This window comes from Wenyingzhuangia gracilariae, assembly GCF_056387575.1.
In genome coordinates this window covers 3,173,577-3,199,479 of sequence record NZ_CM150748.1, presented here as the reverse complement: position 1 = coordinate 3,199,479, position 25,903 = coordinate 3,173,577, and the positions used below count along the sequence as shown (strand labels likewise).

The following is a 25,903-nucleotide window of genomic DNA, read 5'->3' as shown; positions in this document are numbered from 1 at the left end:
TTATGATTTAATAATGTTTGCTAATTCTGCTGTTAATGCCTTTCTATGGTACTGCTCCACTCCCACTGCATTTATATTTAACGTACCTTGCTGGTATTGTTTGTGTAAATCTACAAGTATTTCTTTTAACTTTTCAGTTTCTTTAAAGTCTATCACAAAACCTGCTTTTGCTTTTTCTAAAATTACTGCCAAATCTCCATTAGTAGGTGCAATGGCCACAACCGGTCTTTGTGCTTGTAAATATTCAAAAATTTTACCCGTTACAATTCCTTTGGCACTTGGTACATTGTTTACTGCCAATAACAATACTTGCGATTTTTGTTGATAAGCTTTTACTTCTTCATGAGGTAAATAATCCACAAAAGAAACATTGTCTAACAAACCAAAATCTTGAATACTTTGTTGTACTTCAATTGCTATTTTTCCGATTAACTGAACTTTAAAATCAATAGTTTCTTTTAAAGCTGATAAAGCTTCCCATAAAATGAATGGATTTCTATCGGCATTTAACATCCCTACGTGAGTAATGGTAAATTCTTTATCTAGATTCGTTTCATTGCTCAATTCACCATCAAATCCATTGGTGATGACATGTACATTTTTAGAAAACTCACCATAAGATGCTTTCATAGTTTGTCCTACCACTAAAACCTCATCAGCAGTTTTTAAAACTTGTTGTTCTAATTTTTGATGTTTTAGAATTGATTTTTGAGTTAATGGTAATTGATGAAAATAATCTATTTCTGTCCATGGGTCTCTAAAATCTGCAATCCAACGAATTCCTAATTTCTTTTTCAATCCCAATGCAATCATATGCGTTGTGTGTGGTGGTCCTGTAGAAATAATAGCATCAATCTTATTTTCTGATATGTATTTTTCTAAATAAGTAATCGATGGTTTGATCCAGAACATTCTAGCATCTGGAATAAAATAATTTGCTCTTATGTAAGTAGCAATCTTAGAAACCACTCCTTTTTTGGCTCCTAAAAAACCTGCACTTGTTTTTACATTTTTGTTTTTAGAAAATACAGAAGCCAATTGATAAGGCTCCCAAATAGGTTGTTTTATCACCTCTACTCTCTCAGGAATATCGGCTTGTAAAGTAGCATCGGTTATTGGATAATCTGGATTGTCTACCGTATATACCACAGGAGTAACACCAAAGTCTTGTAAATATTTTACAAACTTTAGCCAACGCTGTACTCCAGAGCCACCTGCTGGAGGCCAATAATAAGTAATAATGACTACTTTCAAGATCTATAGTTGATTATATAATTCTATCAATTGTTCAGACGTTTTTTCCCATACAAATTCTTCTTTCACAAACTTGCTTCCATTCTTTCCTTTCTGCATTCTTAACTCAGGATTGTTTGCCAATTGTAATACTTTTTCTGTAAAATCTGCCACATCTTTATCTGCATGTACCCAACCAGCATCTACTTTTTCAATCAATGTTTTTTGCGCAGTGGCATTGCTTACTAAAACAGGTTTTTCAAAACTCATGTATTGAAACAATTTGTTTGCATAAGCCACATCGTGCTGAATATTTCTATGCAACGGAGAAATGCAAACCGTACTTGCTTTTATGTACGATGGAAATAAGGCTACGTTTTGCCAACCTTCAAAATCTACATATTTTTCTACTCCTAAATCCGATACTTGTTGTTTTAAAATAGCATCTGTAGTATTGCTTCCTACAATCACCAATTTTAGATTCGCAATTTTTTTAGACAACGTTGATACGGCACTAATTGCAGTTTGTAAACCTCTTCTTAAATGTGTATCTCCTAAATATAAAATCACAAAACAATCTTTGTACTTTTCTAAAATAGATACTTCTGTAACAGCCTCATCGTAAAAACTTTTTCTGATGGTATTTGGAACCAAAACTATTTTGTTTTTGTCAATTTTAGTTCTAGTCACTACCTCATTCACAAACTCTGGAGAAACTGTAATTACCTTATCGGCCTTTTGAATAAACTCCTCTTCTTTTACTTTCCATTTTTTAGGAGAAATAATGTACTTCCCTGGGAATTTTTGCAAATGTGGATAAAACTGCATGATTTCTGGTAAATTGTCATGCAAATCTAACACGGTTTTTAGTTTGCTTTTTTTATTGGCTTTAAAAACTGCATCGGCAATTCTAATATCGTGAATATGTAAAACTTCTATTTGATTTGTTTTGATGAATGACTGTATTTTTTTAGCCATCATCCAAGTATAAAACGGAACAGTATAAGCCAGTGCCGATAATTTATACTCTAATTTACTAGAAGAATAACGACAAACTTGAATTCCGTTGATCACTTCTTTTTGGGGTTGATGTTCATCATATTTTAAACAAAACAGAAAGACATCGTGTCCTTGTTTTACCAAGGTTGATGCTTCGTTTTCTACCCTTACATCGGGTGGAAACGTTTTGTCTAAAATCATTCCTATACGCATGTTATTTTTTGTTTTTTGAAGTCACATAAAATAACAATCCTGATAATACAATCAACAAACCATACCCCAACAAACTAATCATGCTTCCTTGTTGAATTACTTGTGGTTCAAATTTAAATTCAACCACATGCTTTCCTGCAGGAACATTCATAGCTCTTAACACGTAATTGGCTCTAAAATGTGGCGTAAACGCTCCATCTATATAAGCATTCCATCCTGGTTGGTAATAAATTTCTGAAAACACTAACAACTGTGGTTTTTCAGATTGATACTCATAAATTAATTGATTGGCTTGGTAAGATTTTAACGTTACGACTGCGGTAGTATCTTGAGCTACTTTAGCTACAGAAAACTCATTGGCATTCACTATCACATCGTTTTTAGCATCAAAATCTGACAGCGCTAAAATTTCTTCGTTAGCATTGTTAACCTCTATAATATTACTTGCAAACCAAGCATTTCCGTTCGCATCAGGATTACGTTGTACTTGTTTTTGTCCTTTTTCGTTGGGAGTAATAAAATATTTAGTGTTTAGCATATGAAACACTTCCATGTTATTTTTAGACAATTGAAAGTCTACCAACTCTTGATATCTTCTCAACTTTGCAGCGTGGTATCCTCCAATAGATTTATGATAATAAGACGTAGCCCCATCACTCATAAAATTCCCTGCTAAGTTTACTACTCTGTAATGACCTTTGTCTTGTAATATTTGTTTGTCTACCGATGTTTGAGAAAAAGGTTTTTCTACTTTATAAGCTGGTAAAAAATCATCATCGTTTACATATCTTTTAGCAACTCCCATGGTATCAAACAACAATACCAATCCTAAAACAAGAATTCCATATTGTTTTTTAAGCTTATCAGTTAACACCACCCAAACAACACCAAGGGTAACAGCTACTAAAACTATAGAACGGATACTATCTGCTAATAGAATGGCTTTTCTATCCGCTTGCAAAGCTCCTATAAACCCTGGAATTTGTTGATTGTAATAAGCATCATTCCCTCCTACAAAAGAATAAAAGAATCCTCCTAACAATCCAAAGACAACTAGAATTCCTCCTACAATTCCTCCTCCTTTTTTAAGAGCTTCTATTTTTTCTGATTTTGAAACCTCATCAGAAAACAACTCTTTTAAAGCTAACATTCCTAACAAGGGAATACAAACTTCTGCAATAACTTGTATGGACGATACGGCTCTAAATTTGTTATACAACGGAACAAAATCAATAAAAAAATCGGTTAAAAAACCAAAGTTTTTACCCCAACTCATCAGGATAGAGAAAATAGTAGCCGCTATCAATCCTTTCTTTAACCAACCTTTTACCAAAAAAGCTCCAACAAAAAACAACAATACAAACACCACTCCTATGTAAGCAGGTGCAGCTACTATTGGCTGACTTCCCCAATAGGTAGGTACATTTTTAGAAAAATTTGCTGCTTGACTAGCTCCTATTTTAGGTGCTAAAAATTTGTATGTGTTAGAGTCTGTTCCTAAATCTTCGCTATTTGCTCCCCCTGTTAACCTTGGAATCAATAAATTTAATGTTTCTAAAATTCCATAACTATATTCAGTAATGTAATCTTTAGACAATCCTGTAGATGCTTTTTTTGGTGTCCCATCAGGAGTAATGGTCAATTCACTTTTACTACGTGTACTGTGTGCTGCATATTCTTTGGTTGCTAATAAACTTTGGGCATTCATTAACAAACCAATTAGCATAGCCACAACAGCAAAAGAAATAGGCTTTATTACTTGTTTTATAGCCCCTTGTTTCATTTGAGTTAACACATAAAACAATCCTGTAATAATTAATAAAAACACCAAATAATAAGTCATTTGTGGGTGACTTGTCTGAATTTCAAGTCCCATGGCTACAGCTGTTAATACAAATCCAACTAAGAATTTACGTTGGAACAGCAACAACATTCCAGACAACACCAATGGAATGTATCCTATAGCATGTGCTTTTGCATTGTGCCCTACTCCTAAAATAATAATAAAATAGGTAGAAAATCCAAAAGAAAGAGAACCTATTAAGGCCAATTTCCAATCGAACTTTAAAACAGTTAACAACACAAAAAAACCAACAAAATATAAAAACAAATAATCTGCAGGTCTTGGTAAAAAGCGAATAAGACTATCTACAGTTTTTAAATAATTGTGCGGATAATAAGTACTTAATTGATACGATGGCATTCCACCAAAAGCAGCATCTGTCCAAAAGGCTTCTTCTCCTTTTTGTTCTCTAAAATCGTTTAACTCTTTAGACATTCCTCTAAACTGAGCAATATCGCTCTGAAAAAGTTTGTCTCCACTTAAAACTGGCTTAAAATAAAAAAGAGCTACTACACAAAAAGTAACAAGTACTCCTATGTAAACAGCTATCTGCTTCAACATATTGTTGTTTTTCAAAATCTACTTTTTTAGAGTGTTAATCTACTTCTTCATAATCCACATATTCACCAACATTGTCATTTACAATGTTTTTTTCTTGTGGTTTTTTATCAATGGTAGTTGTTCCTTCTTTGGTTATTGGTTCATTTGGCATTTGTTGCCCTGTTTTTTTCTGTACGTATTTTACCAATAAAACCGGAGCAATATACTTCATAAAAAACTTAAGAACATAGTATACTGCTATTATAATTACTAGGGTTCTAATCAATCCCATAAAACTTGCTTCTTGCATTAAAAATTCTTTAGAAATTCAAAAATAATAATTTGAGAACGAACCCAACCACCCCAGTATAAAATATTATATTTACAGCTATAATTTTTTGTACATATGAACAAACTCCTTATTAGCTTTTTTTGTTTTTTATTATATACCACTACAAATTACGCACAGTACACAAATATTATAAACGCTAACAAACCAGGGCACACAGAAACTCCGTATGCACTAGGAACTAATGTTATTCAATTTGAAAACACCATTTTATACAATAGCTTAAATAGGCTTAACATTCCATCAAATTCTTATAGCAACGATCTTAATATAAGATTTGGTTTTTGGAAAGAAAAATTAGAAGCTTCTTTAACTCACAAATTTACCACACAAGATTTTACCAACATTAACAGAAATATTACAGGTACCGAAATGCTTTCTTTAGGATTAAAGTATTTGATCTATCAACACATTCAAAAAGAAAGTCCAGAACTTAAAAAGAGTTGGAAACGAAGATATGGTTTTAGATACAACGGATTAATTCCTAGCGTAGCTGCTAAGTTTGAAATTAACTCTCCCCTAACCAACTTAAACTTTAGCAATGGTGGTAGTACTACTTTTTCTACAAGTATTATTACTCAAAACCACATCAATCAAAAAGTTAGAGTAAACAATCAATTTGATTATAAATACATAGGAGGAGATATGCCAGAGTTTATCTACACCATCTCATCTTCTTATGTTGTTGCCAAAAGATTCAATCCGTATGTAGAAGCCAGATATCATCACCTTAAAGATTTTAATTATTTTAATGTAGGAATAGGAACTCCTTTTTTGGTTAACAGAGATTTATCTGTAGCCATACAATACAATGCTGCAATTGGTAAAAACAATAGAGGATCTGAATTTGGAATTAATGCTTCGTACAGAATAGACAATCATTACGATAGATGGGAATATATTGATGTAGAAGAAAATGATGACGAGCCAAAACCTATTATCCGTAAAAAAGTAGAAAAAAAAGAAGAAGAGTTTGTTGATGAAATTTTGTTAGACGAAAAAAACAAAACCAAAGAAGAAATTCTAAACGAATACTTTAAACAGCAAGATGAAGCTTTAAGAAAACAAGAAGAAAAAGACAGAAAAGAAGAAGAAGCTAGATTAAAACGCGAAGAAAAAGAACGCAAGAAAAAAGAAAAAGAACGCAAAAAAAGCAAAAAGCGTAAAGTAAAAAAGAAGGAAATGGACGATGTAATTTTAAGTTATTAAGCAGATGATATTATCTATTAGCGAACATATACAACCTACAGATACTACTTTTGTTTTTGACAAAGATGAAAGTAGACATTTGATAAAAGTACTTAGAAAAAAAGAAGGAGACACCGTTTATATTACCAATGGAAAAGGAGTTTTTTTTACAACTCAAATAACTTTAGCCAACGAGAAAAAATGTACTGTGGCTATTCATTCCGTTGAGTTTAAAGAAAAAAACAGACCTTTTCACCTACACATTGCCATTGCTCCTACCAAATTAAACGATAGGTACGAATGGTTTTTAGAAAAAGCGGTAGAAATTGGAATTGATGAAATTACCCCAATCATTTGTAAAAATTCCGAAAGAAAAGTAATTAAATTAGACCGAATGAATAAAATTATTCAGTCTGCTGTAAAACAATCTTTACAATTTCATGTCCCTGTTTTAAACCAGGCTATTTCTTTTGATGAGTTTTTAAGTAAGCAAAACGCAACTCAGAAATTTATTGCACATTGCGAAGACGAAAACAATAAACAATATTTACAACACATTGCCAAACCTACAACTGATATTTTAGTACTGGTAGGACCCGAGGGTGATTTTACTCCTAAGGAAATAAACAACGCAATACAATCTAACTTTATTCCAGTAACCTTAGGAAACAACAGACTAAGAACAGAAACTGCTGGAATTTACATCTCTTCTTTAATGACTTTATTATAGTATCTATGAAAACACTAGAACTACACGAACTGTTTTTAAAACAAAAACAAAACTTTACTACCGATACTAGAAAAATAACACCCGGAGCTATTTTTTTTGCCTTAAAAGGAGAACGATTTAACGCCAACACTTTTGCCAAACAAGCTTTAGAGCAGGGTGCTGCTTATGTTGTTATTGATGAAGAAGAATTCTACATAGACCATAGAACTATTTTAGTACCTAACGTATTAGACAAACTTCAACAACTAGCACATTACCACAGAGAATATTTAGCCATTCCTATTATTGCTTTAACGGGTAGTAATGGTAAAACAACTACTAAGGAATTAATTAGAGAAGTGTTAGCAACACAATACAATGTAACTGCTACTGTTGGCAATTTAAACAACCATATTGGAGTTCCTCTTACCTTATTAAGCATGACTTCCGAAACTGAAATTGGAGTGGTAGAAATGGGTGCCAACCATTTAAAAGAAATTCAACATTTATGTTTTATTGCAGCTCCTAACTACGGATACATTACCAATTTTGGAAAAGCCCATTTAGAAGGCTTTGGTTCTGAAGAAGGAATTATACAAGGAAAATCTGAAATGTATAATTACATTGCCAATTCAGAAGGAACTGCTTTTGTAAATCAAGAGGAAAAAAGAATGGTTGAAGAAGCAGAATATTGCGAATGTATTTTTATCAATCCACACGAAACTCCTTTACTAGAATTAACTCCTTACGTTCAGTTAGCTTATGATAATTATGTAATACAGTCCAACCTAATTGGTAAATACAATTACAATAATATTATTGCTGCCATAGCCATAGGAAACCATTTTAACATTGCTGATGAAAATATTAAAAAAGCCATAGAAAGTTATATTCCTGAAAACAATCGTTCTCAAATTATTCAAAAAAATAGCAATCAAATTATTTTAGATGCCTACAATGCCAATCCTACAAGTATGGAAGCCGCTTTGGATAATTTGAACTCACTTGACGAAACTCATAAATCCGTAATTTTAGGTGATATGTTTGAATTAGGAAGCACTAGTGTCACCGAACACAAAAACATTATTCAAAAAGCTTTAGACAGTAAACTTGATACCATTGTTTTTGTAGGTGAAAACTTTTATCAACACAAACAAAACGGAGCTTATTTTTTCACCTCTTTTCAAGATTTAAAAGAAAACTTTGAGTTTAATTTTAAAAACAGCACTCTTTTAATTAAAGGTTCTAGAGGCATGGCTCTGGAAAGAGTTTTAGATCTTTTATAAAATAATATACTTTTAAAAACGGCTTAAAGAACTTATTCTTCAAGCCGTTTTTTATTAAATAACACACTGAAAAACAAAACAATAAACACTACACCAATCTAGCTGATAGATTTATGGCATGCTCTTTGGATTCTAACACATGTTAAGTCACTTGAAATAAAGAGACATTGTTCCATTTAAAATAGTAGATCATGAAAAAGTTATTCTTGTTTTTTGCTACTTGCTTTTTAATTACAGCTACAGCATTTTCCACCACTACATACCATAACGACACTCCTTTTGTTTTTGTTGAAAATGGTGTTGAATATGCCATATTTAAAAATGGTGAATTTGATTTTAATGTTATCAATCCAAGAAACTCTAGAGTTCACATCAACACCTCATTTGTTAATGTAAGTTTTAATTCTGGTTATAATTACACACCATACATTCAAAGAAACAGATATGGTGATATTGTTAGGATTAACAACACTCATATTTATTACGATTACAATGGAAGAGTAAACAAAGTTGGTAACGTGCATATTAGCTACAACAGATATGGACATGTACAACGAGTTGGAAATTTAAACATTAGATATACCAATTATGGTAGAAATTACACCTGCACAGGGTTTGTTAACAGAGTTAATTACCACTACCAACCTATAAGTAGACACTACAAAAGGCCTACAAGACATCATCATGCTTATGTAGTTAGAAAACCGATCCAACATTATACATCCGTTAAAAATAACAGTAGAAAGTATGCTGATAGATACTACCCAACCAAAAAATCTAAAAAATACAAGAAAGAGTTAAAAACATCTTCTGCTAAAAGAGAATTTACAAAACAGAAAAGCAAAAATGAGGACTCTCGTAAAAAGAGAAGCAACAAAACAGAATCTAATAGCTACAGAAAAAACAGTAATAGTTATAGACGTTAATCAAAAAAAAGGATACTAAATTTTGGACAGCCCCCAAAAAGTTGGACGGTTAAAAAATTAATTATTGATATGAGCTCGATATTTTATCGGGCTCATTCCATTTAAAGCTACTGATATTCTATCATTATTATAATAGCAAATATATTCATTAATTTCCTTTTCTAATTGCTCAATCGAGTTCCATTGTTTTAGATAAAACAGCTCAGATTTTAAAGTTCCAAAGAAATTTTCAATAATAGCATTATCTAAACAATTCCCTTTTCTAGACATACTTTGAATCATCTTGTTCTTTTTTAAGATATTCTGATATTTTTCCATTTGATATTGCCATCCTTGATCCGAATGTAATAACACATTTGCTGCTTTATACTTTTTAAAAGCTTTCCCCAGCATTTGAGTTATTTGTCTAAAATTAGGACTCCTAGAAATTTGATAACTAATGATTTCTCTACTACATAAATCAATAATTGGAGACAAATAAAGTTTTTGACCTTTAACTTTAAACTCTGTAATATCTGTAGCCCATTTTTGATTGGTTTTAGAAGCCTTAAAATTCCGTTTAAGTATATTGGGAGCTATTTTACCTTGACTTCCTCTGTAAGAACGATACTTTTTAACTCTAATCAAAGATTTTAACCCCATGGACTTCATTAGTCTTAATACTGTTTTATGATTGATGATAATCCCTCTGTTGTTTAGTACTAAAGTGATTCTTCTATAACCATACCTACCTTTGTGTTGATGGTAGATTTGAGTAATAAACCTTTTTATAGATTCATATTTATCAGGCTCTTTACTTTTTTGTAAATGATAATAAAAACTACTTCTAGCCATCTTTGCATGATGTAACAATACCGACAAATCATGCTTATGCCTTAACTCATTTATGACTATTGCTTTTTCTCTCTGGCTTGAGCTAAGGCTTGTAACTTTTTTAGCAAATCAAGTTCTGCTTTTAAAGATTGATTCTCTTTTAAAAGTTTTTCTTCTCTAGTTAATGGTATAGATTTATTTTTTCTAGACTTGGGTTTCATTCCGATAGGTCTTCCTTTAGGTTGATTTTTAAGACCTTTCAAACCTAAGGATTTATATCTTCTTTGCCAATTAATAATACTAGCACCACTTCCAATATCAAATAGAATACATGCTTGCTCTAAAGAAAGATGTTCTTTTTCTATTCGTTGTAAAACATCAAGTTTAAATGATGATGTATATTGTTTATTTATCTTTGGTAACAAACCTTGAACTCCTTTGTGTTCATATTGCCTACACCAAAGAGAAAGAAGAGAACTATCAAAACCTAGCTCTTTACTCAAACTAGTTATAGAGCGTTCTCCTTTAAGAACTAACTTCACACATTCTTGTTTAAAGCCTAATGTGTATTTTACTTTTCTAGACATAAAAATACCCCCAAATTGTGTCTAACATTTTGGGGGCACTCTATTTTAGTATCCTTTTTTTAATCTATGTGATTTTAATACTTATTTAATTAAGTATTTTTTGTGGTAAGCAATCATATTATCAATTGGTCTTTGAATAGCACCTGCAAAAGTCAAATCAAATTTCTCGGCTACTTTGGCTACTATATTAGAAAAATAATAAGCTACAGAACCTATAAAATAAACAGGAGTTTCTTTTCCTTTTCCGTAAGGCAATACTCTGTAACGGAAAAATTCTTCTACTCCTTTTTCAATCAATCCTGTAATATAATCATGATCTTTAAAATCAAACATAAAAGCTGCATGTGTTGCCAAATAAGTGTTTGGTGCTTCGTTTTGATACAACTGCTCTTTTATATAATCATCTTCTAGATTAAAGTCTTTTTCAAACTTTTCTCTAATCTCTTCGGGCATTATTTTGTAGTAGTAATCACGTATTAATTTTTTTCCAAAATAATTTCCACTAGCTTCATCCATAATAGCCCAACCTAAAGAAACACAAGTAGAAGTTGTTGTTTTTCCATCGTAATAACAACTATTAGAGCCTGTTCCTAAAATACAAACAATAGCAGGTTCTGATTCTGATGCTGCATAGGCAGCTGCCAACATATCTTCAGCAACCACTACTTCGGCATTTACAAAAATTTCTTGAAATACTTTCTCTAGAGCTTCTACTGCTTTAGATGTACCGCAACCTGCTCCATAAAAAAACACTTGCGTTACTTCTTGTCTATTAGGTTCTAAATTAATATTGTCTAAAACTCTTTTCTTTAATGTTGCAGGAGTCACAATCGCTGGGTTCAACCCTTCTGTTCTTGTTTTAAACCTTTCTGATTTGTCTAAGTTTAAAGCAATCCAATCAACTTTAGTAGAACCACCATCAGCAATTAATATCATATATTTATTTTTTTGGTTTGTTAGTAAGGTGCTGTAAATATACAAATATGATCTATAAAAAAAGCTGATTTGAATCATCAAATCAGCTTTTTAGTATTCTATAAAATGGAACTACTTTTTATTTTCCTTCCATTTTTTTCTTTAAGTCTGCTAAACCAGCAATATCTCCGAAAGTTGATTTTTCAGAAGATTCAACCTTTTTAGCTTGAGCCTTAATGTTCTTAGCTTCAGCTTCTTTAAAAGTAGCTGTATGAGAAGCAACAATTCTTCTAAATTCTTTAGAGAACTCAATTACTTTGAAAATTGCAGTATCTCCTTTGTTAATTTTAGAACCGTCTTCTTTTTCTAATAAACGACCTGGTACAAATGCTTCAACTTCATCAGCAAACTCAACTACAGCTCCTTTGTCTGACTTTTCTTTAACTGTTCCTTCGTGATCAGTATTTAAAGCATAAGTAGCTTCGTGAGCATCCCAAGGATTGTCTTGAGTTTGTTTGTGTCCTAAGTTTAATTTTCTGTTTTCTACATCTAATTCTAACACTTGAACATCTAATTTATCACCAACAGCCACAAAGTCAGATGGGTGCTTAATTTTCTTAGTCCAAGATAAATCAGAAATGTATACCAATCCGTCAATTCCTTCTTCTAACTCAACAAAAACTCCAAAGTTTGTGTAGTTACGTACAACTCCATTGTGTACAGAACCAACAGGGTACTTAGCAGTAATATCTGCCCATGGATCTGGGTGTAATTGCTTAATACCTAATGACATTTTACGCTCTTCTCTATCTAAAGTTAAGATTTGAGCTTCAACCTCATCACCTACTTTTACAAAATCTTGTGCAGAACGTAAGTGAGTAGACCAAGACATTTCAGAAACGTGAATTAATCCTTCAACTCCTTCAGCAACTTCGATGAACGCACCATAATCAGCTAAAACAACTACTTTTCCTTTTACTTTATCACCTACTGTTAAGTCAGCGCTTAAAGCATCCCAAGGGTGTTGAGATAATTGCTTTAATCCTAATTGGATTCTAGTTTTCTTATCGTCAAAGTCTAAAATTACAACGTTTAATTTTTGATCTAATTCAACTACCTCAGATGGGTGATTGATTCTAGACCAAGATAAATCTGTAATGTGAATTAATCCATCTACTCCTCCTAAATCTACGAATACACCGTAAGAAGTAACGTTTTTAACTACACCTTCTAATACTTGACCTTTTTCTAATCCAGAAATGATTTCTCTCTTCTGAACTTCAATATCAGCCTCGATAAGAGCTTTGTGAGATACAACAACGTTTTTAAATTCGTGGTTGATTTTTACAACTTTGAATTCCATTGTTTTGTCTACGTACTGATCGTAATCTCTAATTGGTTTTACATCAATTTGAGATCCTGGTAAGAATGCTTCAATTCCAAAAACATCAACAATCATACCTCCTCTAGTTCTACATTTAACGTATCCGTTAACTACTTCTCCAGATTCTTGAGCAGCAATAACTCTATCCCAAGCTTTAATTACTCTTGCTTTCTTGTGAGACAATACTAATTGTCCTGAGTGATCTTCTCTTCTATCAACTAAAACCTCTACTTTATCTCCAACAGCTAAGTTAGGGTTGTAACGGAATTCGTTTAAAGAAATAACTCCTTCTGATTTAGAGTTAATATCGATGATCGCGTCACGGTCAGTAATACGAACTACAGTTCCTTCTATTACATCACGCTCGTTTACGAAACCTACAGTTCCTTCTAAAGCTGCATCAAATGCTTTTAATTGCTCTTCATCAACTTCATCAATACCTTCTTCGTATTTGTGCCAGTTAAAGTTTGCTAAAAATTCCTGTGGGTTTACTTGTACAGTTTCTTGCTCTTGAGCTTCTACTGCGTTTGTGTTTTCTTCAGACATTTGTCTAAAATAATTTGTATTCAGCTGATTGTCATGTTTTTAAAGCGAGTAACTACAACTAAAGATGTTATAATTAAATTGTTTTTTTCCTTTTCGTAAACCTAGCTCGCCAAAAAGGACTGCAAATATACAAATATTTTATCTTTTTAAAACATCAGACAATCAGTTTTTTAACTTCTTATAAAAGAAGACTTAATTTAAACTTAACGCAACCTTTTAACTCTCCCACATCTTTTATGTAAAGAATATTTATTTTTATCCGTTAAAAATTAACTTATGAAAACTAGCTATTGTTTGCTGTTATTAATTCCATTCTTTGGATATTCACAGCAAAAAGAAAACCAAGAACCACCTGTTTTTGGTAAAAATGAAATTAGAACTTCTCTTATTATTAATGGAGGTGGCCCTAACATAGGGCTAGAATACGAAAGAGCTATATCTTCAAAATTTGGTATTGGGGTATTCTATAAAAAGAATCTAACCAATATCAGCATAAAAGAAGAATATGCTAGAGAAAATATAGGTTTTGGATTAAAATCTAGATACTATTTAAATAATTACAGAACCCCAACTTACTTAAAAGACTACCAAAACAACTATGGTATTAAAATAAGACATTTTTTAGAGTTTGGTATTGAACAGGTTGATGTTGAATGGTATGAAACTAGCAGAACCATAAACAACAACAATGCTTATGTTATTCGTAGAAATAAAAAAGAAGAAAACACAACTGCTTTACATTTTGGATTAGGAGGTAAGTTTACATTTCCTAACAAGCTTACTTTTCAAGGAAGTTTAGGTTATAGCCATTATTTAATAAACAAAGAAGATTTACACCACAACCTTTATTTAAACCTTTCTGCAGGATACATTTTTTAAAATTAGACCATGAAAAAAATATTTATAATTATAGCAACAATACTACTAATTGGTTGTAACGATGATTACAGAAGTTTTGCTCCGAATGAAGGAACAGATTTTAGTAAAGACATTTCTAACGAGCATGATTTTTATCTTTCTACACCTGTTGAGTTAAAAATTTTAGATAAAAACTTTGTAAACCAGCAATTAAACTACAAAGTTGGAGACACTTTAAAGCTTGAGTTAAACATTCCAGCTATTTATCAAGAAAACATTACTGATTTCTATGATTTAAGAGAAAGTACAGGAACTGATTATTATGCATATGACTTAAATTTCTCTTATCATTTTACTAAAAATATTCAAAAAACAATTGACTTGCTTTTCTTAGATGAAAACCCTGAAATAAAAGAATTAAATTTAAGTGTGAGTGAAATTAGAACACACCCTATTTACAAACATTTATTTATAACCCCTAAAGAAATTAAATTAAAGTACAATGCCAATGAAAAACAATACAAGAGTCAAATAGGTTTTGTGTTAAACACTGCCACAACACTTGAACTTGGGCACGATGTTTCCTTGTCTAATTATGCTTACAACATCACTAACGATAAAACTATAAGTATATACATTCCTATTATTTCTTCTTTAGAAGAGTTAAGTAAGACTATTGTTATTACAAAGTAATTTTATTTACTCTTTTTTAATACCACTTTTTTTAACTGAAAAAACACTCCTACTAAAGAAATTAAGGCTGTTAAAAAAGTAAACAGTAGACCTATTGCTACAGATGTATCTTTATTGTATTGCAATAGGTCTGCTGCTTGGTAAAAAACAAACTCTCTTACTCCTATTCCTGCAAACGATACAATAGACAGTATTACTGAAATTAAAAAAATAAACAAATAAGAAATTAAATTAGAACTTACTCCAAAGTTAATCACCAAACAATACACCGATAATAACTGTAAGCTTTGTACAAATAAAGAATATATTAACGTTTTTATATATACTTTTTTAAAGGATGGAAACAATTTTTGCACCAATAACATAGACAATAAAGGCACTAGTAAAAATAACAAAACTCCTAAAGCGTATAAGAGCATGTTTGATGAAATCCACTCTAACGATTGTACAAAAGGAATAATTAAAACAACCAATAACATACCTATAGCAGTTAAACCCGAAAAACGATCTACAAATATAGCTGCTGATAACTTTTTAACACTCCAATCAAATTTTTTATGAAGCTTGTATACTTTATAAGCATCACCACCAATACCTCCTGGAATAAAAAAATTATAAAACATTCCTATGGCATACAAAACATGATTGCTTTTGGCAGATAGATAATAGCCCAAAGAATGAAAAAAAACATTCAATCGAATTGAGGATACCCACTGAGATAATATTAAAAACAAGCCACTTGCTACAATTAACAACAAATTGCTATTCTTAATAATTGTAATTACATCGGTAAAAGAAATTTTAGTAACTACAAAGTAAAATAGGAGTACACTTACTCCTATTTTTAATATACTTCCTGCTACTTTTTTAAAACTAGGCTTTTTCAAAAGTGGTTACTTTTCTTAAGTTATATGGTCGTTTGTTTTGAGACTCGTAATAGGTTTTCATTAATAAATCTATAATAATTCCTACGGTAAAAAACTGAATCCCCATAACAACCAACATCACTCCTAATATTAGCAAGGGTCTCCCCCAAATATCTTCTCCCATCAATTTTACAATTAACAAGTAGAAATTAATTAACATTCCTGCTCCTGCAAACACCAACCCTATATTACCAAATAAGTAAATAGGTTTTTGCATGTATTTGCGTTGAAACAAAATTAACAACAAGTCGTTAATTACTTTAAAAGTTCTTCCCAATCCGTATTTAGAAACTCCAAACTGACGTGCATGATGTTTTACCGGCATTTCAGATATTCTTGCCCCATTCATAAACGTTACCAAAGAAATAAAACGGTGCATTTCTCCGTATAATTTTAATCCTTTTGCTGTTTCTGCCGTAAATATTTTAATAGCACAACCATGGTCTGTAATATGCAACCCTGTGGTTTTTCTAATAATAAAGTTTGCTATTTTAGAAGGCAACGTTCTTACAAAATTGTCTTGTCTTTTCTGACGAATTCCTGTAATCATATCCAAGTCTTCTTCTATCAACTTGTCTAACATTGCTGGTAAATCCGATGGATCGTTTTGCAAATCTCCATCCATTGTAATAATATACCCTCCTTTGGCAATATCTATTCCTGCTGCAATAGCAGAACTTTGTCCGTAGTTTTTTCTAAGTTCAACCAAAACAACTTTCGGATGGTTTAGTTCCTTTACCTCCTTACGTGTATTATCTGTAGAACAATCATCTATATAAATAATTTCATAATTGTATCCTTCTAAACCTTTATCTATATTATCTGTTAACAATGTAACATTTCCTTCTTCGTTATAAACAGGAATTACAATAGACAATAAACTTGTTTTACTCATCTTATTTTTATTTCGATTTGACAAACTTACTCATAATCTTGAAAACGGAGAGAGTTGTTTGCTAAATAATCATTTTGCTTTTTTACGATATTTATTTCTGAACCAAATATCTTTTTTTTAACGTTTCTGGTCTTGATGTAGGATTTAAAAATTTTAGCTTTAACCTAGTAATTCTATAATGCTCTAACGGATACACTTTAGACCAAACTATTCCTAATTGTTTAGACTCTAAAAAAGAATTTTCTTCTAAATACACCCATTGTCCTTTTTTAACTTTGGTTGGCATATTGGCCACCGAAACTCTTTTTAAATTTTTATGTGCATAAAAACTAACCGACCAAGCTTCTATCCCCTCTCTTAAATACAAATTGTTTGCATCTATATTATTTTCTTTGATGATTTTACTAGCCACAATTCCAGATTGATATTGTAACAAATTAGGATAAAACTGCGTGTTTAACGTAAAATTAATCAACACCATTAATCCTACAGAAGAAACAATTAATTTTTTAAAAGGGGCTGCTTTTTCTTGAAACCAAAAAAGCATTAGCAACGTTATAATAATGGTAATTCCCAAAACGATGAACCAACTAGATAGTGAAAATGCCCAAAAAGACAAACACAACACAAACACACTTAAAAACACAAACAAACCTATTTGAAAATTTGCCCAACGATTTAATAATTTAAATTTTTGATTTTGATGCAAACTCCATAAATATCCTACCACTAAAACCGACATTATAGAAAACAAACTATTTAAATAATGTGGCAATTTAAATTTAGAAGTACTGATTACTAACAAAACCAACAAAACTCCTAAAGAACTTACCAATTCAAACCCTTTTATTTTTTTAAATCGATTAACAATTGCTTTTTTAAGATTGTTAAACATACCTACATACATTAAAATAGGCCAAGGTAAAAAAGCCCATAAAATAGTATGAAAGAAAAAGAAATAATCTGGACTGTTATTTTTAAAACCTGTTGCGGTTAATCTATTAAAACTTTGGTCCCACAAAATAAATTTGATTCCAGAAACATTTGAATATCCGTTAAAAACTTTCTCAGGATGCAAATCAAACTGAACATAATACGCATACAAAACAGGACTTATAAAAAGCACATAAACCGCCAAGCCCAACAATACTCTCCAAGAAAAAACTTGTTTCCATTTATTAGCATAAAGTACATGCACCAATAACAATACTCCACAAATAAACACAGCCAATTGTCCTTTGCTAGAAAAACCTATGGCCAACCCTAAAAAACCTAGAATTAAATTTAAAAACTTAGATGTATCTAAATAAACTATAAAATTATACATTGCCAATGCAATAGCTCCTGTTAACACGGCATCGGTTCTAACATCGTGGTTAGACAGAATCACCGCTTGCACCGATAAAAACACCAAAGCAGCAATATGATTTATTTTTTTTCCATAAAAATGAACCGCTAATTTATTGGTACAAAATGCACCAATAAACGTAAAAATTAGTGCGGGTAGTTTATATGACCATGTATGAATTCCAAAAATCTTGAATGAAATGGCAGACAGCCAAAAATGCATATGAGGTTTGTCTAAATAATCTTTTCCTCCTTTATATATATTCCAAAAATCATTTTCTAAATACATTCTCATGGCCATAGTTGCATGCTGAGCAGAATCATTTTCCATAACCGGAATAAACAATCCACACACGTATACCAATAACAAAAAAATATAAAGAAGGTTGATTTCCTTTTTAGATAAAATCATAATTATAAGAATCTTTTTGTTTGCTTATTTTCCAAAAACTCTTGTCGTATGGTTTTCAAACAAACTTTTTTGCGAAAATAATTCTTTAAAGATACTTAATTGCTCTAATTCTTTTTTATTTCTTGTATTGGTCATCACCACCCCATTTGGGAACTTTCTAAAAAAAGCATGAATCTCTTTTATAGACTCTACTACTTTATAGGTTCTATTAAAATTAATAGGAAAAGCAGCATCCATTCTTTTGTACACAATAACAGGTCCTTCTGTTCCTACAAGCTCTTTGTATTTTTCAACAGGAGCTTCCTTAGTTAACTTAGGGAATATAAGACCAAACAACACCAAACTTAGCACCATAAACGTAACAACCAAACTCAAAAAACTTTTTTTAAGAGCTGATTTTAAAAAAAATAAGTAAGCCAAACCTGCTCCTAAAGGCACAAAAAACAAAACAAAGGCCAACCAACTTTTAGTTGTTAATTGCGGTTCGTAAGACAAACCAATATATCCTGCTATTGGAAGTGCTAAAGAAATAAATACTAAAACAATCCATTCTATATGTTTTGCTTTTACCTCTATTTGGCTGTTGTACACATTGCTGAACCACCAAGCCAATACAATGGCTATAAAAGGATAACAAGGCATTGTGTAATTAGGCAATCTAGTAGCCGAAACACAAAAGAAGCCTACAAACACAAGAACCACCAATGTACAATAATAAATAAAAATATTTTTTCTTGCCTGTTTAAGCCCTGCTCCTATAGCTCTAAAAATCCACAAACAAAAAGGAAACATGCCTAAAACAACAAACCCAATGGTAATTAAAAATATCCCTCCATGTCCTTCCATTTCTCCACTAAAGCGTTTCAAATTGTGCGTAAAGAAAAAACCTTCTGTAAACACTCCGTTGGTATGTATATGAGCTAAATAAAACCATGGAAAACTTAACAAAGTAACCCAAAGTACTCCTTCAAAAAACTTGAATTTTAAAAAAACGTTAGCATTTAATTTTTTATAAAGAACTAAATGCAACAAAGCTATTATCCCCGGCATTACCATAGCTATAGGACCTTTGGTTAATACTCCAAAACCGATAGCTGTATACAATACTAATAATATGTTTTTGTTTTGAGAAAGATAAAATTCTATATAACAAAAGAATGACAAACTCATCCAAAAAATTAAGTATGGATCTGGTACTGCTAAATGAAACTCTTGAATAAAGTAAAAAGAAGACAATAAAACTCCCAAAGTAATTTTAGCCACCTGATTTCCTAAATGCTTTTTTGTAAACAAAAACGTAATTAAAATAGTAAGCGCTCCAAAGAAAGCTGAGAAAAATCGTGCTCCAAAAGCATTGACTCCAAATAATTTGTAACCTAACATCATAAAAAAATAATGCAAAGGTGGTTTGTCTGTTCTTATCACATTATTAAAGGTAGGTTTAAACCAATTCCCATACACCAACATTTCTCTTGCTGCTTCGCTATTCTTCGCTTCATCTAAAATGTAAATGATAGAATTTCCATCACCAAACAAACAAAAAACAAAAGCAAATAAAAACACCCACAACCAAGTGTATTTAGACTCTAATAAATTCATACTATTTAATCGTTTGTTAAAACTATGAAGCTTTCTTTTTTAGGATTGATTATCAACCTAGAATTGTACCAACTTTTTTTAGTTCTAAAAACCAAAACATAAGCTATACATGTGGTTGTTACTCCCACAATGGCTCCTGTAAAAACATCTACAAAAAAATGCTGAACCAAATACATTCTAGAAACGCCTATTAAGGAAGCTAATAAAAACACAACAATTGCTGTATTCATTTTGTTTTGTTTTAAAGCAAAAAAAGTGGCTATAAAAAAAGAGTAAGCCGTATGTCCTGACGGAAAAGAATCTGTTTTTCTAATTTTTATTCCATGTACAAAATCAATAGTATTTAAAATTCCTTGCTCTTTAAAAAAAAGATAAGGTCTAAAAGTACCATCAAAAATTAAATGTTTACAAAGAATAACTACAAAAGACTCTATGGCAAATGCCAACACAAAAAAGTATAAATATTTAAACTTAGAACGTAATACTATCAGTAAGAATAAAAAAATACTTAACGTATTCCCTACACTACTTAATTTTTTAAAGATAAAGTTTAACAAAGGAGTGTGATATTTGTTTAACCACAAAACCAAATCTCCTTTTTGAAAACTAAAAAAGAAAACAGATGCCAATAATAGCACCACAAAAGGCAATAAAACTCTAAACTTATACTGATTGTACTTATCTATCATAAATACAAAACTAGAATACTACTGCGTTTTAGCAGTTAAGTGAATTTTACCAAATACTTAATTAGTTTACACTTTTAACACCTTTTTTTAACCAATTTAAATATTTGGTAACATTAGGAGTATATCCTACAGGTTTAGAAACATCATTCCCATTAGAATCTAAAATCACATAAAAAGGTTGTGCATTGGTTTTATAACGCTGTTCTTGAAAATGTGCCCACTTTTGACCTTTATACCTGTAAGGTTTTCCTGTTAATGGAGAAATTTCTTGAGCATCAAAAGCTTGTCGATCATCTACATGTAAAGATATTAAGACTACTTTGTTTTGTAGTATATCTAATACTTCGGGATGAGTCCAAACATTTTGTTCCATTTTTCTGCAATTCACACAAGCATAACCTGTAAAATCTAATAAAATGGGTTTGTCTACTTTTTGTGCATAGGCCAAACCTAAATTGTAATCTTTAAACGTTAAAATATTGTACGGAGCCATTATGTGCGCTCCCTCTGGTAAATTTGTATGAGCTGTACTTGTTGTTTGTGTAGCCCCCACCCCATTTGGAGATTCACTATAATCTAACGGAGGTACAAATGCCCCTATTATTTTAACAGGTGCACCAAACAAACCAGGAATCATATAAACTACAAACACAAAACTAATCATGGCCAACATCAACCTACTTATCGATAGTTTTTCTATAGCTTGGTAATCATGTGGCAACCTTATTTTTCCTAATAAATACAGACCTAACAATAAGAATACTACAATCCAAATTGCAATAAACACCTCTCTTTCTAACCAATGTGCTTGTAGTACCAAATCTGCATTTGATAAAAATTTAAAAGCCAAAGCCAGTTCTAAAAACCCTAGAACGACTTTTACGGTATTTAACCATCCTCCAGATTTTGGCAAAGAATTCATCCAGCCCGGAAAAATGGCAAACAAAGTAAATGGCAATGCAATTGCTAATGAAAAACCCAACATAGATACGATAGGTGCAATTCCTCCTTGCGAAGCAGATTCTACCAATGCAGTTCCTACAATGGGCCCTGTGCATGAAAAAGAAACCACAGCCAATGCTAAGGCCATAAAAAAGACCCCTAAAAAACCTCCCTTATCTGCTTTTTCATCTAAGGTTGTACCCCAAGAACTTGGCAACACCAATTCATAAGCTCCTAAAAAAGAAAAAGCAAAAAACAATAGAATAATAAAAAACACAACATTAAAAATAACGTTTGTAGACAATTCATTTAAGGCACTAGGACCAAACACAGCTACAACCACAGTTCCTAACAATACATAAATTAGCACAATACATATTCCGTATACAATTGCATTTCTAATTCCTAAAGCTCTGCTTTTACTTTGTTTGGTAAAAAAACTTACCGTCATAGGAATCATAGGAAATACACAAGGAGTTATTAAAGCTGTTAATCCTGCCAAAAAGCTTAACAAAAACAACATTGCATAACTTTTATCCTCTTCATTATTTTCTAAATCGTCATCGGTTTCAGACAAAGTGTTGGTAAATGTTTTTTGATCAACATTTGATAGGTCAAAAATTAATTCATCTTCCTTAGGTGGCAAACACATTTCATCATTACAAACCATATATTCTACAGATGCTTTTAGCACTGTAGCTTTTTCTTTTACATTTATTGCTTGTTTAAAAACGGCTTGGTGTTCAAAGTATTTCAACTTCATTCCAAAAGTAGGGTCATCTACAACCTCCCCATCATCTTCTAATGTTTTGCCCAGGGTATTAATTTCTTTTGGATAGTAGAATGTAGTAGGTATTGGTCCTCCTTCATCTATATATTGGCTATACAAATGCCATCCTTCTTCTATTGTTGCTGTAGATACCAAAACGGTTTCTCCATTGCTGTTTTGTTCTACAGAAGTAGTCCAAGAAACAGGATCAAAAACCTGAGAAGTGGCTGTTAAAATTGAAAAAAAAGTTAAGAATTTGAAGAAATGAATTGTTAATTTCATAAAAAATAATTTGATACTAAGACGAAAACCTAATAAGTTCTTTACATATTTATAACATACCTTTCATCAACAACTTAATATTTTCATAAGTATTGGTTAGGCAATTTAGAGAATCTTGTTTGTTTTTAAAACAAACTTGAGTAATTCCCTCTTCTTCTTGAGGTATTAACGTTGGATTATTGATTTGAGTATGCATTAAAAACCAATAGGTAACTTTCATAATTTTTTTCCCTTTATGTTCAAATACATGATACGTAGTTTCTAGCTCTTTATCTATAAGCAGACCGCCTAAATTGCATTCTTCTTCTACTTCTCTTACAGCAGCTATTTTTTTAGATTCTCCTTTTTCTATATGACCCTTGGGTAAATCCCACTTGTCAAATCTATAAATCCAAAGAAGTTCATCTGCCTGGTTTTTCACCACACCCCCTGCTGCTTCTCTAACTTCAAAATTTAACAGAAAATTGAGCCAATCATTTTCCAAATTGTCACAAATAACATTTATTTTTACCTCATGATTTTTTGAAATTTCATGAAAAAGAAACTGACAATCAAGTTCCTGATATAATACAGATTTAAAACCAGTTACACGAACATTGTTTTCAGTAAAAAAAACTGGAACTTCATTGATAAAAACTTTATACATTTGCACTATGATTTTTAACAAAGATACAGCAAATAATACCGCAGAACAGCTTTTGAAAATAAAAGCTATTAAATTACAACCTAACGACCCTTTTACGTGGGCTTCGGGTTGGAAATCTCCAATTTATTGCGATAATAGAATTACACTTTCTTATCCAGTAATCAGAAATTTCTTAAAAACAAATATGGCAAAAGCCATTGAAGAAAACTACGGGAAACCCGATGTAATAGCTGGTGTAGCCACAGGTGCAATTGCTATAGGAGTTTTGGTAGCTCAAGAGCTTGGAATCCCTTTTGTGTATGTTAGACCAGAGCCAAAAAAACACGGAAGAAAAAACCAAATTGAAGGTTATTTAGAAAAAGGATCTAATGTTGTAGTTGTAGAAGACTTAATTAGTACAGGAAAAAGTAGTTTACAAGCTGTAGAAGCTCTAAAAGAAGCAGATGTAAACGTAAAAGGAATGATGGCTATATTTACGTATGGTTTTCCTGTTGCTGATGAAAATTTTAAAGCAGCAAATATTGACTTAACCACGTTAAGTAACTACAAAATATTATTAGAACAAGCGGTAAAAGACAATTACATTACAGCCAAAGAATTGGCATTGGTTCAAGCCTGGAGAAAAGCTCCAGACAAATGGACAAATGAAGAAGACTAAACCTTAAAGCATCTTATTTTTTTAAGATGCTTTTTATTTCTATTCCCTATATTTATCAAATATAATTATCAATTTTATGAAACTAGAAACTCCTATAATTAACATTTCAAAATCTTCGGAAGCTGTTTATTCTTTTTTAACAGATTTAAAAAACTTTGAGCAATTAATGCCTAGCAATATTCAAAAATTTGAAGTAGAGGGAGAATCGTTTTTATTTGCACTATCTGGAATGCCAGAAATAAGATTGGTTTTAAAGGAACAAACACCTACTAGCAAAATAGTCTTAGGAGCAGCTTCTAGCAAATTAGATTTTAGTTTAACCGTAGTACTAAATAGTATTGATGACAACCAAACCAATGCTCAATTATTATTTGATGGAAATTTTAATCCTATGATGGCTATGATGGTTAAAAAACCATTGACAAACTTTATCAACACTTTAAGCGATAATCTTAAAACAATTTAAAGAATACTAATTTCTTTTACCGCATAAGTATACTCCAACTCATCTTCTTTTTCTACAACCAACAAACCCGTATTAGAAACATTAATGATTTTAGCCATAAAAACATTCCCCTCCATATCTTTAAACATAGATGGAGTATTTAATTTATACAAACAAGCTAAATATTCTTTTTTAATGCTTTCCTTGTGTTGCAAAATATAATCAACCGTTACCACTTTTTGCAATTCTTCTAAAATATGATGTAGAATAACATCTCTATCATAATCTATTCCACCTATAGCAGCCATAGAAGTGGCATTGGGTAAAAAATCAGGAAAAAGAAGTTCATTTACATTCAGCCCAATTCCAATAAAAGTTTCTGCAACAGCTTCTTTTTTAATTATATTCTCTATTAAAATACCTGCAATTTTCTGATTGTATGACATTATGTCGTTAGGCCATTTAATTTGAATTTTAGTTTTATCTGCTAAAAAGGCATCTAAAACCTTTTTTACTTTAAGTGCTACTAAAAAACTAACATAGGGAGAAGCTTCTATAGGCAAACCCTTTAAAGCTGCATAAACAGTAAACAATAGATTTTTACCGTTGGCAGAATGCCACTGTGTATTCATTTGTCCTTTACCTTTGTACTGAGCATCTGCAACAACTGTTGTAAAATTTTCTAGGACATTTTTTTTTGACAAATCTTTCAAAAAAAGACTTGTAGAGTCGATGGCATTAAGTTTGATTATATTCACGAATAAATTATAATTACAATAATACAAGTAATCGCCTAAAAAACGATAACTTTGCTACAAAACTAAAGATTTTTTAATGTCTAAAAAACACGTAAGTACCGATCAGTTAATCACAACCATTATAAAAGGGATTGACGAGTTAAAAGGTCAAGATATTCAATTAATTGATTTAAGAGAAATTGACAACACAATATGCGACTATTTTGTGGTTTGCAACGGAACATCAAACACACACGTAAGTGCCTTGTCTGGTTCAGTTCAAAAAATTGTTGGAAAAGAAGCTAGAGAAAAACCATTTCATATAGAGGGAGAAAGCCAAGCCAATTGGATTTTAATAGATTATGTACATGTAATTGTTCACATCTTTCAAAAAACCACTAGAGATCTTTACGATATTGAAGGATTGTGGGGAGATGCAAAAATCACTAAAATTTCTTCGGACTCTTAATCGTA

25 protein-coding genes are annotated in these 25,903 nt (G+C 31.4%); 9 read left to right on the top strand and 16 right to left on the bottom strand.

All coding sequences use genetic code 11. The annotated features are described in order from the left end of the window. Genes ACY2IJ_RS14055 through ACY2IJ_RS14040 form a run of 4 tightly spaced genes read right to left on the bottom strand, consistent with a single transcriptional unit; the run spans position 1 to position 5,138 of the window. Positions 1–1,254, bottom strand: coding sequence for a glycosyltransferase family 4 protein (locus tag ACY2IJ_RS14055; RefSeq protein ID WP_476724953.1), 1,254 nt, complete (start codon positions 1,252–1,254; stop codon positions 1–3). A gap of 3 nt (positions 1,255–1,257) precedes the next feature. Beyond that, the gene (locus tag ACY2IJ_RS14050) at positions 1,258–2,445 is read right to left on the bottom strand and encodes a glycosyltransferase family 4 protein (RefSeq protein ID WP_476724952.1); all 1,188 of its coding nucleotides are present in this window, start codon (positions 2,443–2,445) and stop codon (positions 1,258–1,260) included. Between the two features lies 1 nt (position 2,446). Beyond that, on the bottom strand, positions 2,447–4,849 hold the full coding sequence (locus ACY2IJ_RS14045) for a YfhO family protein (RefSeq protein WP_476724951.1): 2,403 nt from the start codon (positions 4,847–4,849) through the stop codon (positions 2,447–2,449). A gap of 34 nt (positions 4,850–4,883) precedes the next feature. Continuing rightward, positions 4,884–5,138: a DUF4834 domain-containing protein gene (locus ACY2IJ_RS14040; RefSeq protein WP_476724950.1), complete on the bottom strand. Its 255-nt coding sequence runs from the start codon at positions 5,136–5,138 to the stop codon at positions 4,884–4,886. A 96-nt stretch (positions 5,139–5,234) separates the two neighbouring features. On the opposite strand from ACY2IJ_RS14040, the gene ACY2IJ_RS14035 reads away from it, so the two are divergent. The 4 genes from ACY2IJ_RS14035 to ACY2IJ_RS14020 all read left to right on the top strand — a co-directional run bounded on the left by ACY2IJ_RS14035 (position 5,235) and on the right by ACY2IJ_RS14020 (position 9,286). Further along, entirely contained in the window at positions 5,235–6,386 is a 1,152-nt protein-coding gene (locus ACY2IJ_RS14035) for a transporter (protein ID WP_476724949.1), read from the top strand. A 4-nt stretch (positions 6,387–6,390) separates the two neighbouring features. Continuing rightward, on the top strand, positions 6,391–7,095 hold the full coding sequence (locus ACY2IJ_RS14030) for a 16S rRNA (uracil(1498)-N(3))-methyltransferase (RefSeq protein ID WP_476724948.1): 705 nt from the start codon (positions 6,391–6,393) through the stop codon (positions 7,093–7,095). Positions 7,096–7,100: 5 nt separating this feature from the next. After that, the gene (locus ACY2IJ_RS14025) at positions 7,101–8,360 is read left to right on the top strand and encodes a UDP-N-acetylmuramoyl-tripeptide--D-alanyl-D-alanine ligase (protein WP_476724947.1); all 1,260 of its coding nucleotides are present in this window, start codon (positions 7,101–7,103) and stop codon (positions 8,358–8,360) included. A gap of 191 nt (positions 8,361–8,551) precedes the next feature. Next, entirely contained in the window at positions 8,552–9,286 is a 735-nt protein-coding gene (locus ACY2IJ_RS14020; protein ID WP_476724946.1) for a hypothetical protein, read from the top strand. Positions 9,287–9,343: 57 nt separating this feature from the next. Here ACY2IJ_RS14020 and ACY2IJ_RS14015 read toward each other — a convergent pair whose 3' ends face one another. The 4 genes from ACY2IJ_RS14015 to rpsA form a co-directional block, all read right to left on the bottom strand. Further along, positions 9,344–10,174: an IS3 family transposase gene (locus ACY2IJ_RS14015; protein WP_476726567.1), complete on the bottom strand. Its 831-nt coding sequence runs from the start codon at positions 10,172–10,174 to the stop codon at positions 9,344–9,346. Between the two features lie 2 nt (positions 10,175–10,176). Beyond that, positions 10,177–10,686 (bottom strand): transposase, encoded by a 510-nt coding sequence (locus ACY2IJ_RS14010; protein WP_476724099.1) that lies wholly within the window; start codon positions 10,684–10,686, stop codon positions 10,177–10,179. An 81-nt stretch (positions 10,687–10,767) separates the two neighbouring features. Further along, positions 10,768–11,622, bottom strand: coding sequence for an N-acetylglucosamine kinase (locus tag ACY2IJ_RS14005; protein ID WP_476724945.1), 855 nt, complete (start codon positions 11,620–11,622; stop codon positions 10,768–10,770). 118 nt (positions 11,623–11,740) lie between these two features. After that, positions 11,741–13,531, bottom strand: a complete 1,791-nt coding sequence (rpsA, locus tag ACY2IJ_RS14000) for a 30S ribosomal protein S1 (protein ID WP_476724944.1) — start codon at positions 13,529–13,531, stop codon at positions 11,741–11,743. A gap of 276 nt (positions 13,532–13,807) precedes the next feature. On the opposite strand from rpsA, the gene ACY2IJ_RS13995 reads away from it, so the two are divergent. Together ACY2IJ_RS13995 and ACY2IJ_RS13990 are read left to right on the top strand one after the other, a co-directional pair. Continuing rightward, positions 13,808–14,410, top strand: a complete 603-nt coding sequence (locus ACY2IJ_RS13995; RefSeq protein ID WP_476724943.1) for a hypothetical protein — start codon at positions 13,808–13,810, stop codon at positions 14,408–14,410. 9 nt (positions 14,411–14,419) lie between these two features. Continuing rightward, on the top strand, positions 14,420–15,082 hold the full coding sequence (locus ACY2IJ_RS13990; RefSeq protein ID WP_476724942.1) for a hypothetical protein: 663 nt from the start codon (positions 14,420–14,422) through the stop codon (positions 15,080–15,082). A gap of 2 nt (positions 15,083–15,084) precedes the next feature. On the opposite strand, the gene ACY2IJ_RS13985 is transcribed toward ACY2IJ_RS13990, so the two are convergent. The 7 genes from ACY2IJ_RS13985 to ACY2IJ_RS13955 form a co-directional block, all read right to left on the bottom strand. Continuing rightward, complete coding sequence (locus ACY2IJ_RS13985) at positions 15,085–15,969, bottom strand: lysylphosphatidylglycerol synthase transmembrane domain-containing protein (protein WP_476724941.1); 885 nt, start codon at positions 15,967–15,969, stop codon at positions 15,085–15,087. Beyond that, entirely contained in the window at positions 15,956–16,903 is a 948-nt protein-coding gene (locus ACY2IJ_RS13980) for a glycosyltransferase family 2 protein (RefSeq protein WP_476724940.1), read from the bottom strand. Before ACY2IJ_RS13980 ends, ACY2IJ_RS13985 begins: the two co-directional genes overlap by 14 nt. Before the next feature lie 91 nt (positions 16,904–16,994). Continuing rightward, positions 16,995–18,662, bottom strand: a complete 1,668-nt coding sequence (locus ACY2IJ_RS13975; RefSeq protein ID WP_476724939.1) for an ArnT family glycosyltransferase — start codon at positions 18,660–18,662, stop codon at positions 16,995–16,997. A 24-nt stretch (positions 18,663–18,686) separates the two neighbouring features. After that, the gene (locus tag ACY2IJ_RS13970; RefSeq protein WP_476724938.1) at positions 18,687–20,261 is read right to left on the bottom strand and encodes an ArnT family glycosyltransferase; all 1,575 of its coding nucleotides are present in this window, start codon (positions 20,259–20,261) and stop codon (positions 18,687–18,689) included. Between the two features lie 5 nt (positions 20,262–20,266). Then, the gene (locus ACY2IJ_RS13965) at positions 20,267–20,950 is read right to left on the bottom strand and encodes a phosphatase PAP2 family protein (protein ID WP_476724937.1); all 684 of its coding nucleotides are present in this window, start codon (positions 20,948–20,950) and stop codon (positions 20,267–20,269) included. A gap of 61 nt (positions 20,951–21,011) precedes the next feature. After that, positions 21,012–22,943, bottom strand: a complete 1,932-nt coding sequence (locus tag ACY2IJ_RS13960; RefSeq protein WP_476724936.1) for a protein-disulfide reductase DsbD family protein — start codon at positions 22,941–22,943, stop codon at positions 21,012–21,014. 49 nt (positions 22,944–22,992) lie between these two features. Then, positions 22,993–23,589: an NUDIX hydrolase gene (locus ACY2IJ_RS13955; RefSeq protein WP_476724935.1), complete on the bottom strand. Its 597-nt coding sequence runs from the start codon at positions 23,587–23,589 to the stop codon at positions 22,993–22,995. Between the two features lie 7 nt (positions 23,590–23,596). Between ACY2IJ_RS13955 and pyrE the strand changes: the two genes are divergently transcribed. Further along, a complete protein-coding gene (pyrE, locus tag ACY2IJ_RS13950; RefSeq protein ID WP_476724934.1) occupies positions 23,597–24,247 on the top strand; it encodes an orotate phosphoribosyltransferase in 651 nt (216 codons plus the stop codon). A gap of 76 nt (positions 24,248–24,323) precedes the next feature. Then, the gene (locus tag ACY2IJ_RS13945) at positions 24,324–24,713 is read left to right on the top strand and encodes an SRPBCC domain-containing protein (RefSeq protein WP_476724933.1); all 390 of its coding nucleotides are present in this window, start codon (positions 24,324–24,326) and stop codon (positions 24,711–24,713) included. Here ACY2IJ_RS13945 and ACY2IJ_RS13940 read toward each other — a convergent pair. Beyond that, entirely contained in the window at positions 24,710–25,450 is a 741-nt protein-coding gene (locus tag ACY2IJ_RS13940; protein WP_476724932.1) for a biotin--[acetyl-CoA-carboxylase] ligase, read from the bottom strand. The two genes, ACY2IJ_RS13945 and ACY2IJ_RS13940, sit on opposite strands and share 4 nt — an antisense overlap. 76 nt (positions 25,451–25,526) lie before the next feature. On the opposite strand from ACY2IJ_RS13940, the gene rsfS reads away from it, so the two are divergent. Further along, positions 25,527–25,898, top strand: a complete 372-nt coding sequence (rsfS, locus tag ACY2IJ_RS13935; RefSeq protein ID WP_476724931.1) for a ribosome silencing factor — start codon at positions 25,527–25,529, stop codon at positions 25,896–25,898. Positions 25,899–25,903: the final 5 nt, after the last annotated feature.

Bases quoted from the DNA above. Each gene is read 5' to 3' on its own strand.
- ACY2IJ_RS14050 (WP_476724952.1), bottom strand. From the start codon at position 2,445: ATGCGTATAGGAATGATTTTAGACAAAACGTTTCCACCCGATGTAAGG.
- ACY2IJ_RS14045 (WP_476724951.1), bottom strand. From the start codon at position 4,849: ATGTTGAAGCAGATAGCTGTTTACATAGGAGTACTTGTTACTTTTTGT.
- ACY2IJ_RS14040 (WP_476724950.1), bottom strand. From the start codon at position 5,138: ATGCAAGAAGCAAGTTTTATGGGATTGATTAGAACCCTAGTAATTATA.
- ACY2IJ_RS14035 (WP_476724949.1), top strand. From the start codon at position 5,235: ATGAACAAACTCCTTATTAGCTTTTTTTGTTTTTTATTATATACCACT.
- ACY2IJ_RS14030 (WP_476724948.1), top strand. From the start codon at position 6,391: ATGATATTATCTATTAGCGAACATATACAACCTACAGATACTACTTTT.
- ACY2IJ_RS14025 (WP_476724947.1), top strand. From the start codon at position 7,101: ATGAAAACACTAGAACTACACGAACTGTTTTTAAAACAAAAACAAAAC.
- ACY2IJ_RS14020 (WP_476724946.1), top strand. From the start codon at position 8,552: ATGAAAAAGTTATTCTTGTTTTTTGCTACTTGCTTTTTAATTACAGCT.
- ACY2IJ_RS14010 (WP_476724099.1), bottom strand. From the start codon at position 10,686: ATGTCTAGAAAAGTAAAATACACATTAGGCTTTAAACAAGAATGTGTG.
- ACY2IJ_RS14005 (WP_476724945.1), bottom strand. From the start codon at position 11,622: ATGATATTAATTGCTGATGGTGGTTCTACTAAAGTTGATTGGATTGCT.
- rpsA (WP_476724944.1), bottom strand. From the start codon at position 13,531: ATGTCTGAAGAAAACACAAACGCAGTAGAAGCTCAAGAGCAAGAAACT.
- ACY2IJ_RS13995 (WP_476724943.1), top strand. From the start codon at position 13,808: ATGAAAACTAGCTATTGTTTGCTGTTATTAATTCCATTCTTTGGATAT.
- ACY2IJ_RS13990 (WP_476724942.1), top strand. From the start codon at position 14,420: ATGAAAAAAATATTTATAATTATAGCAACAATACTACTAATTGGTTGT.
- ACY2IJ_RS13980 (WP_476724940.1), bottom strand. From the start codon at position 16,903: ATGAGTAAAACAAGTTTATTGTCTATTGTAATTCCTGTTTATAACGAA.
- ACY2IJ_RS13975 (WP_476724939.1), bottom strand. From the start codon at position 18,662: ATGATTTTATCTAAAAAGGAAATCAACCTTCTTTATATTTTTTTGTTA.
- ACY2IJ_RS13970 (WP_476724938.1), bottom strand. From the start codon at position 20,261: ATGAATTTATTAGAGTCTAAATACACTTGGTTGTGGGTGTTTTTATTT.
- ACY2IJ_RS13965 (WP_476724937.1), bottom strand. From the start codon at position 20,950: ATGATAGATAAGTACAATCAGTATAAGTTTAGAGTTTTATTGCCTTTT.
- ACY2IJ_RS13960 (WP_476724936.1), bottom strand. From the start codon at position 22,943: ATGAAATTAACAATTCATTTCTTCAAATTCTTAACTTTTTTTTCAATT.
- ACY2IJ_RS13955 (WP_476724935.1), bottom strand. From the start codon at position 23,589: ATGTATAAAGTTTTTATCAATGAAGTTCCAGTTTTTTTTACTGAAAAC.
- pyrE (WP_476724934.1), top strand. From the start codon at position 23,597: ATGATTTTTAACAAAGATACAGCAAATAATACCGCAGAACAGCTTTTG.
- ACY2IJ_RS13945 (WP_476724933.1), top strand. From the start codon at position 24,324: ATGAAACTAGAAACTCCTATAATTAACATTTCAAAATCTTCGGAAGCT.
- rsfS (WP_476724931.1), top strand. From the start codon at position 25,527: ATGTCTAAAAAACACGTAAGTACCGATCAGTTAATCACAACCATTATA.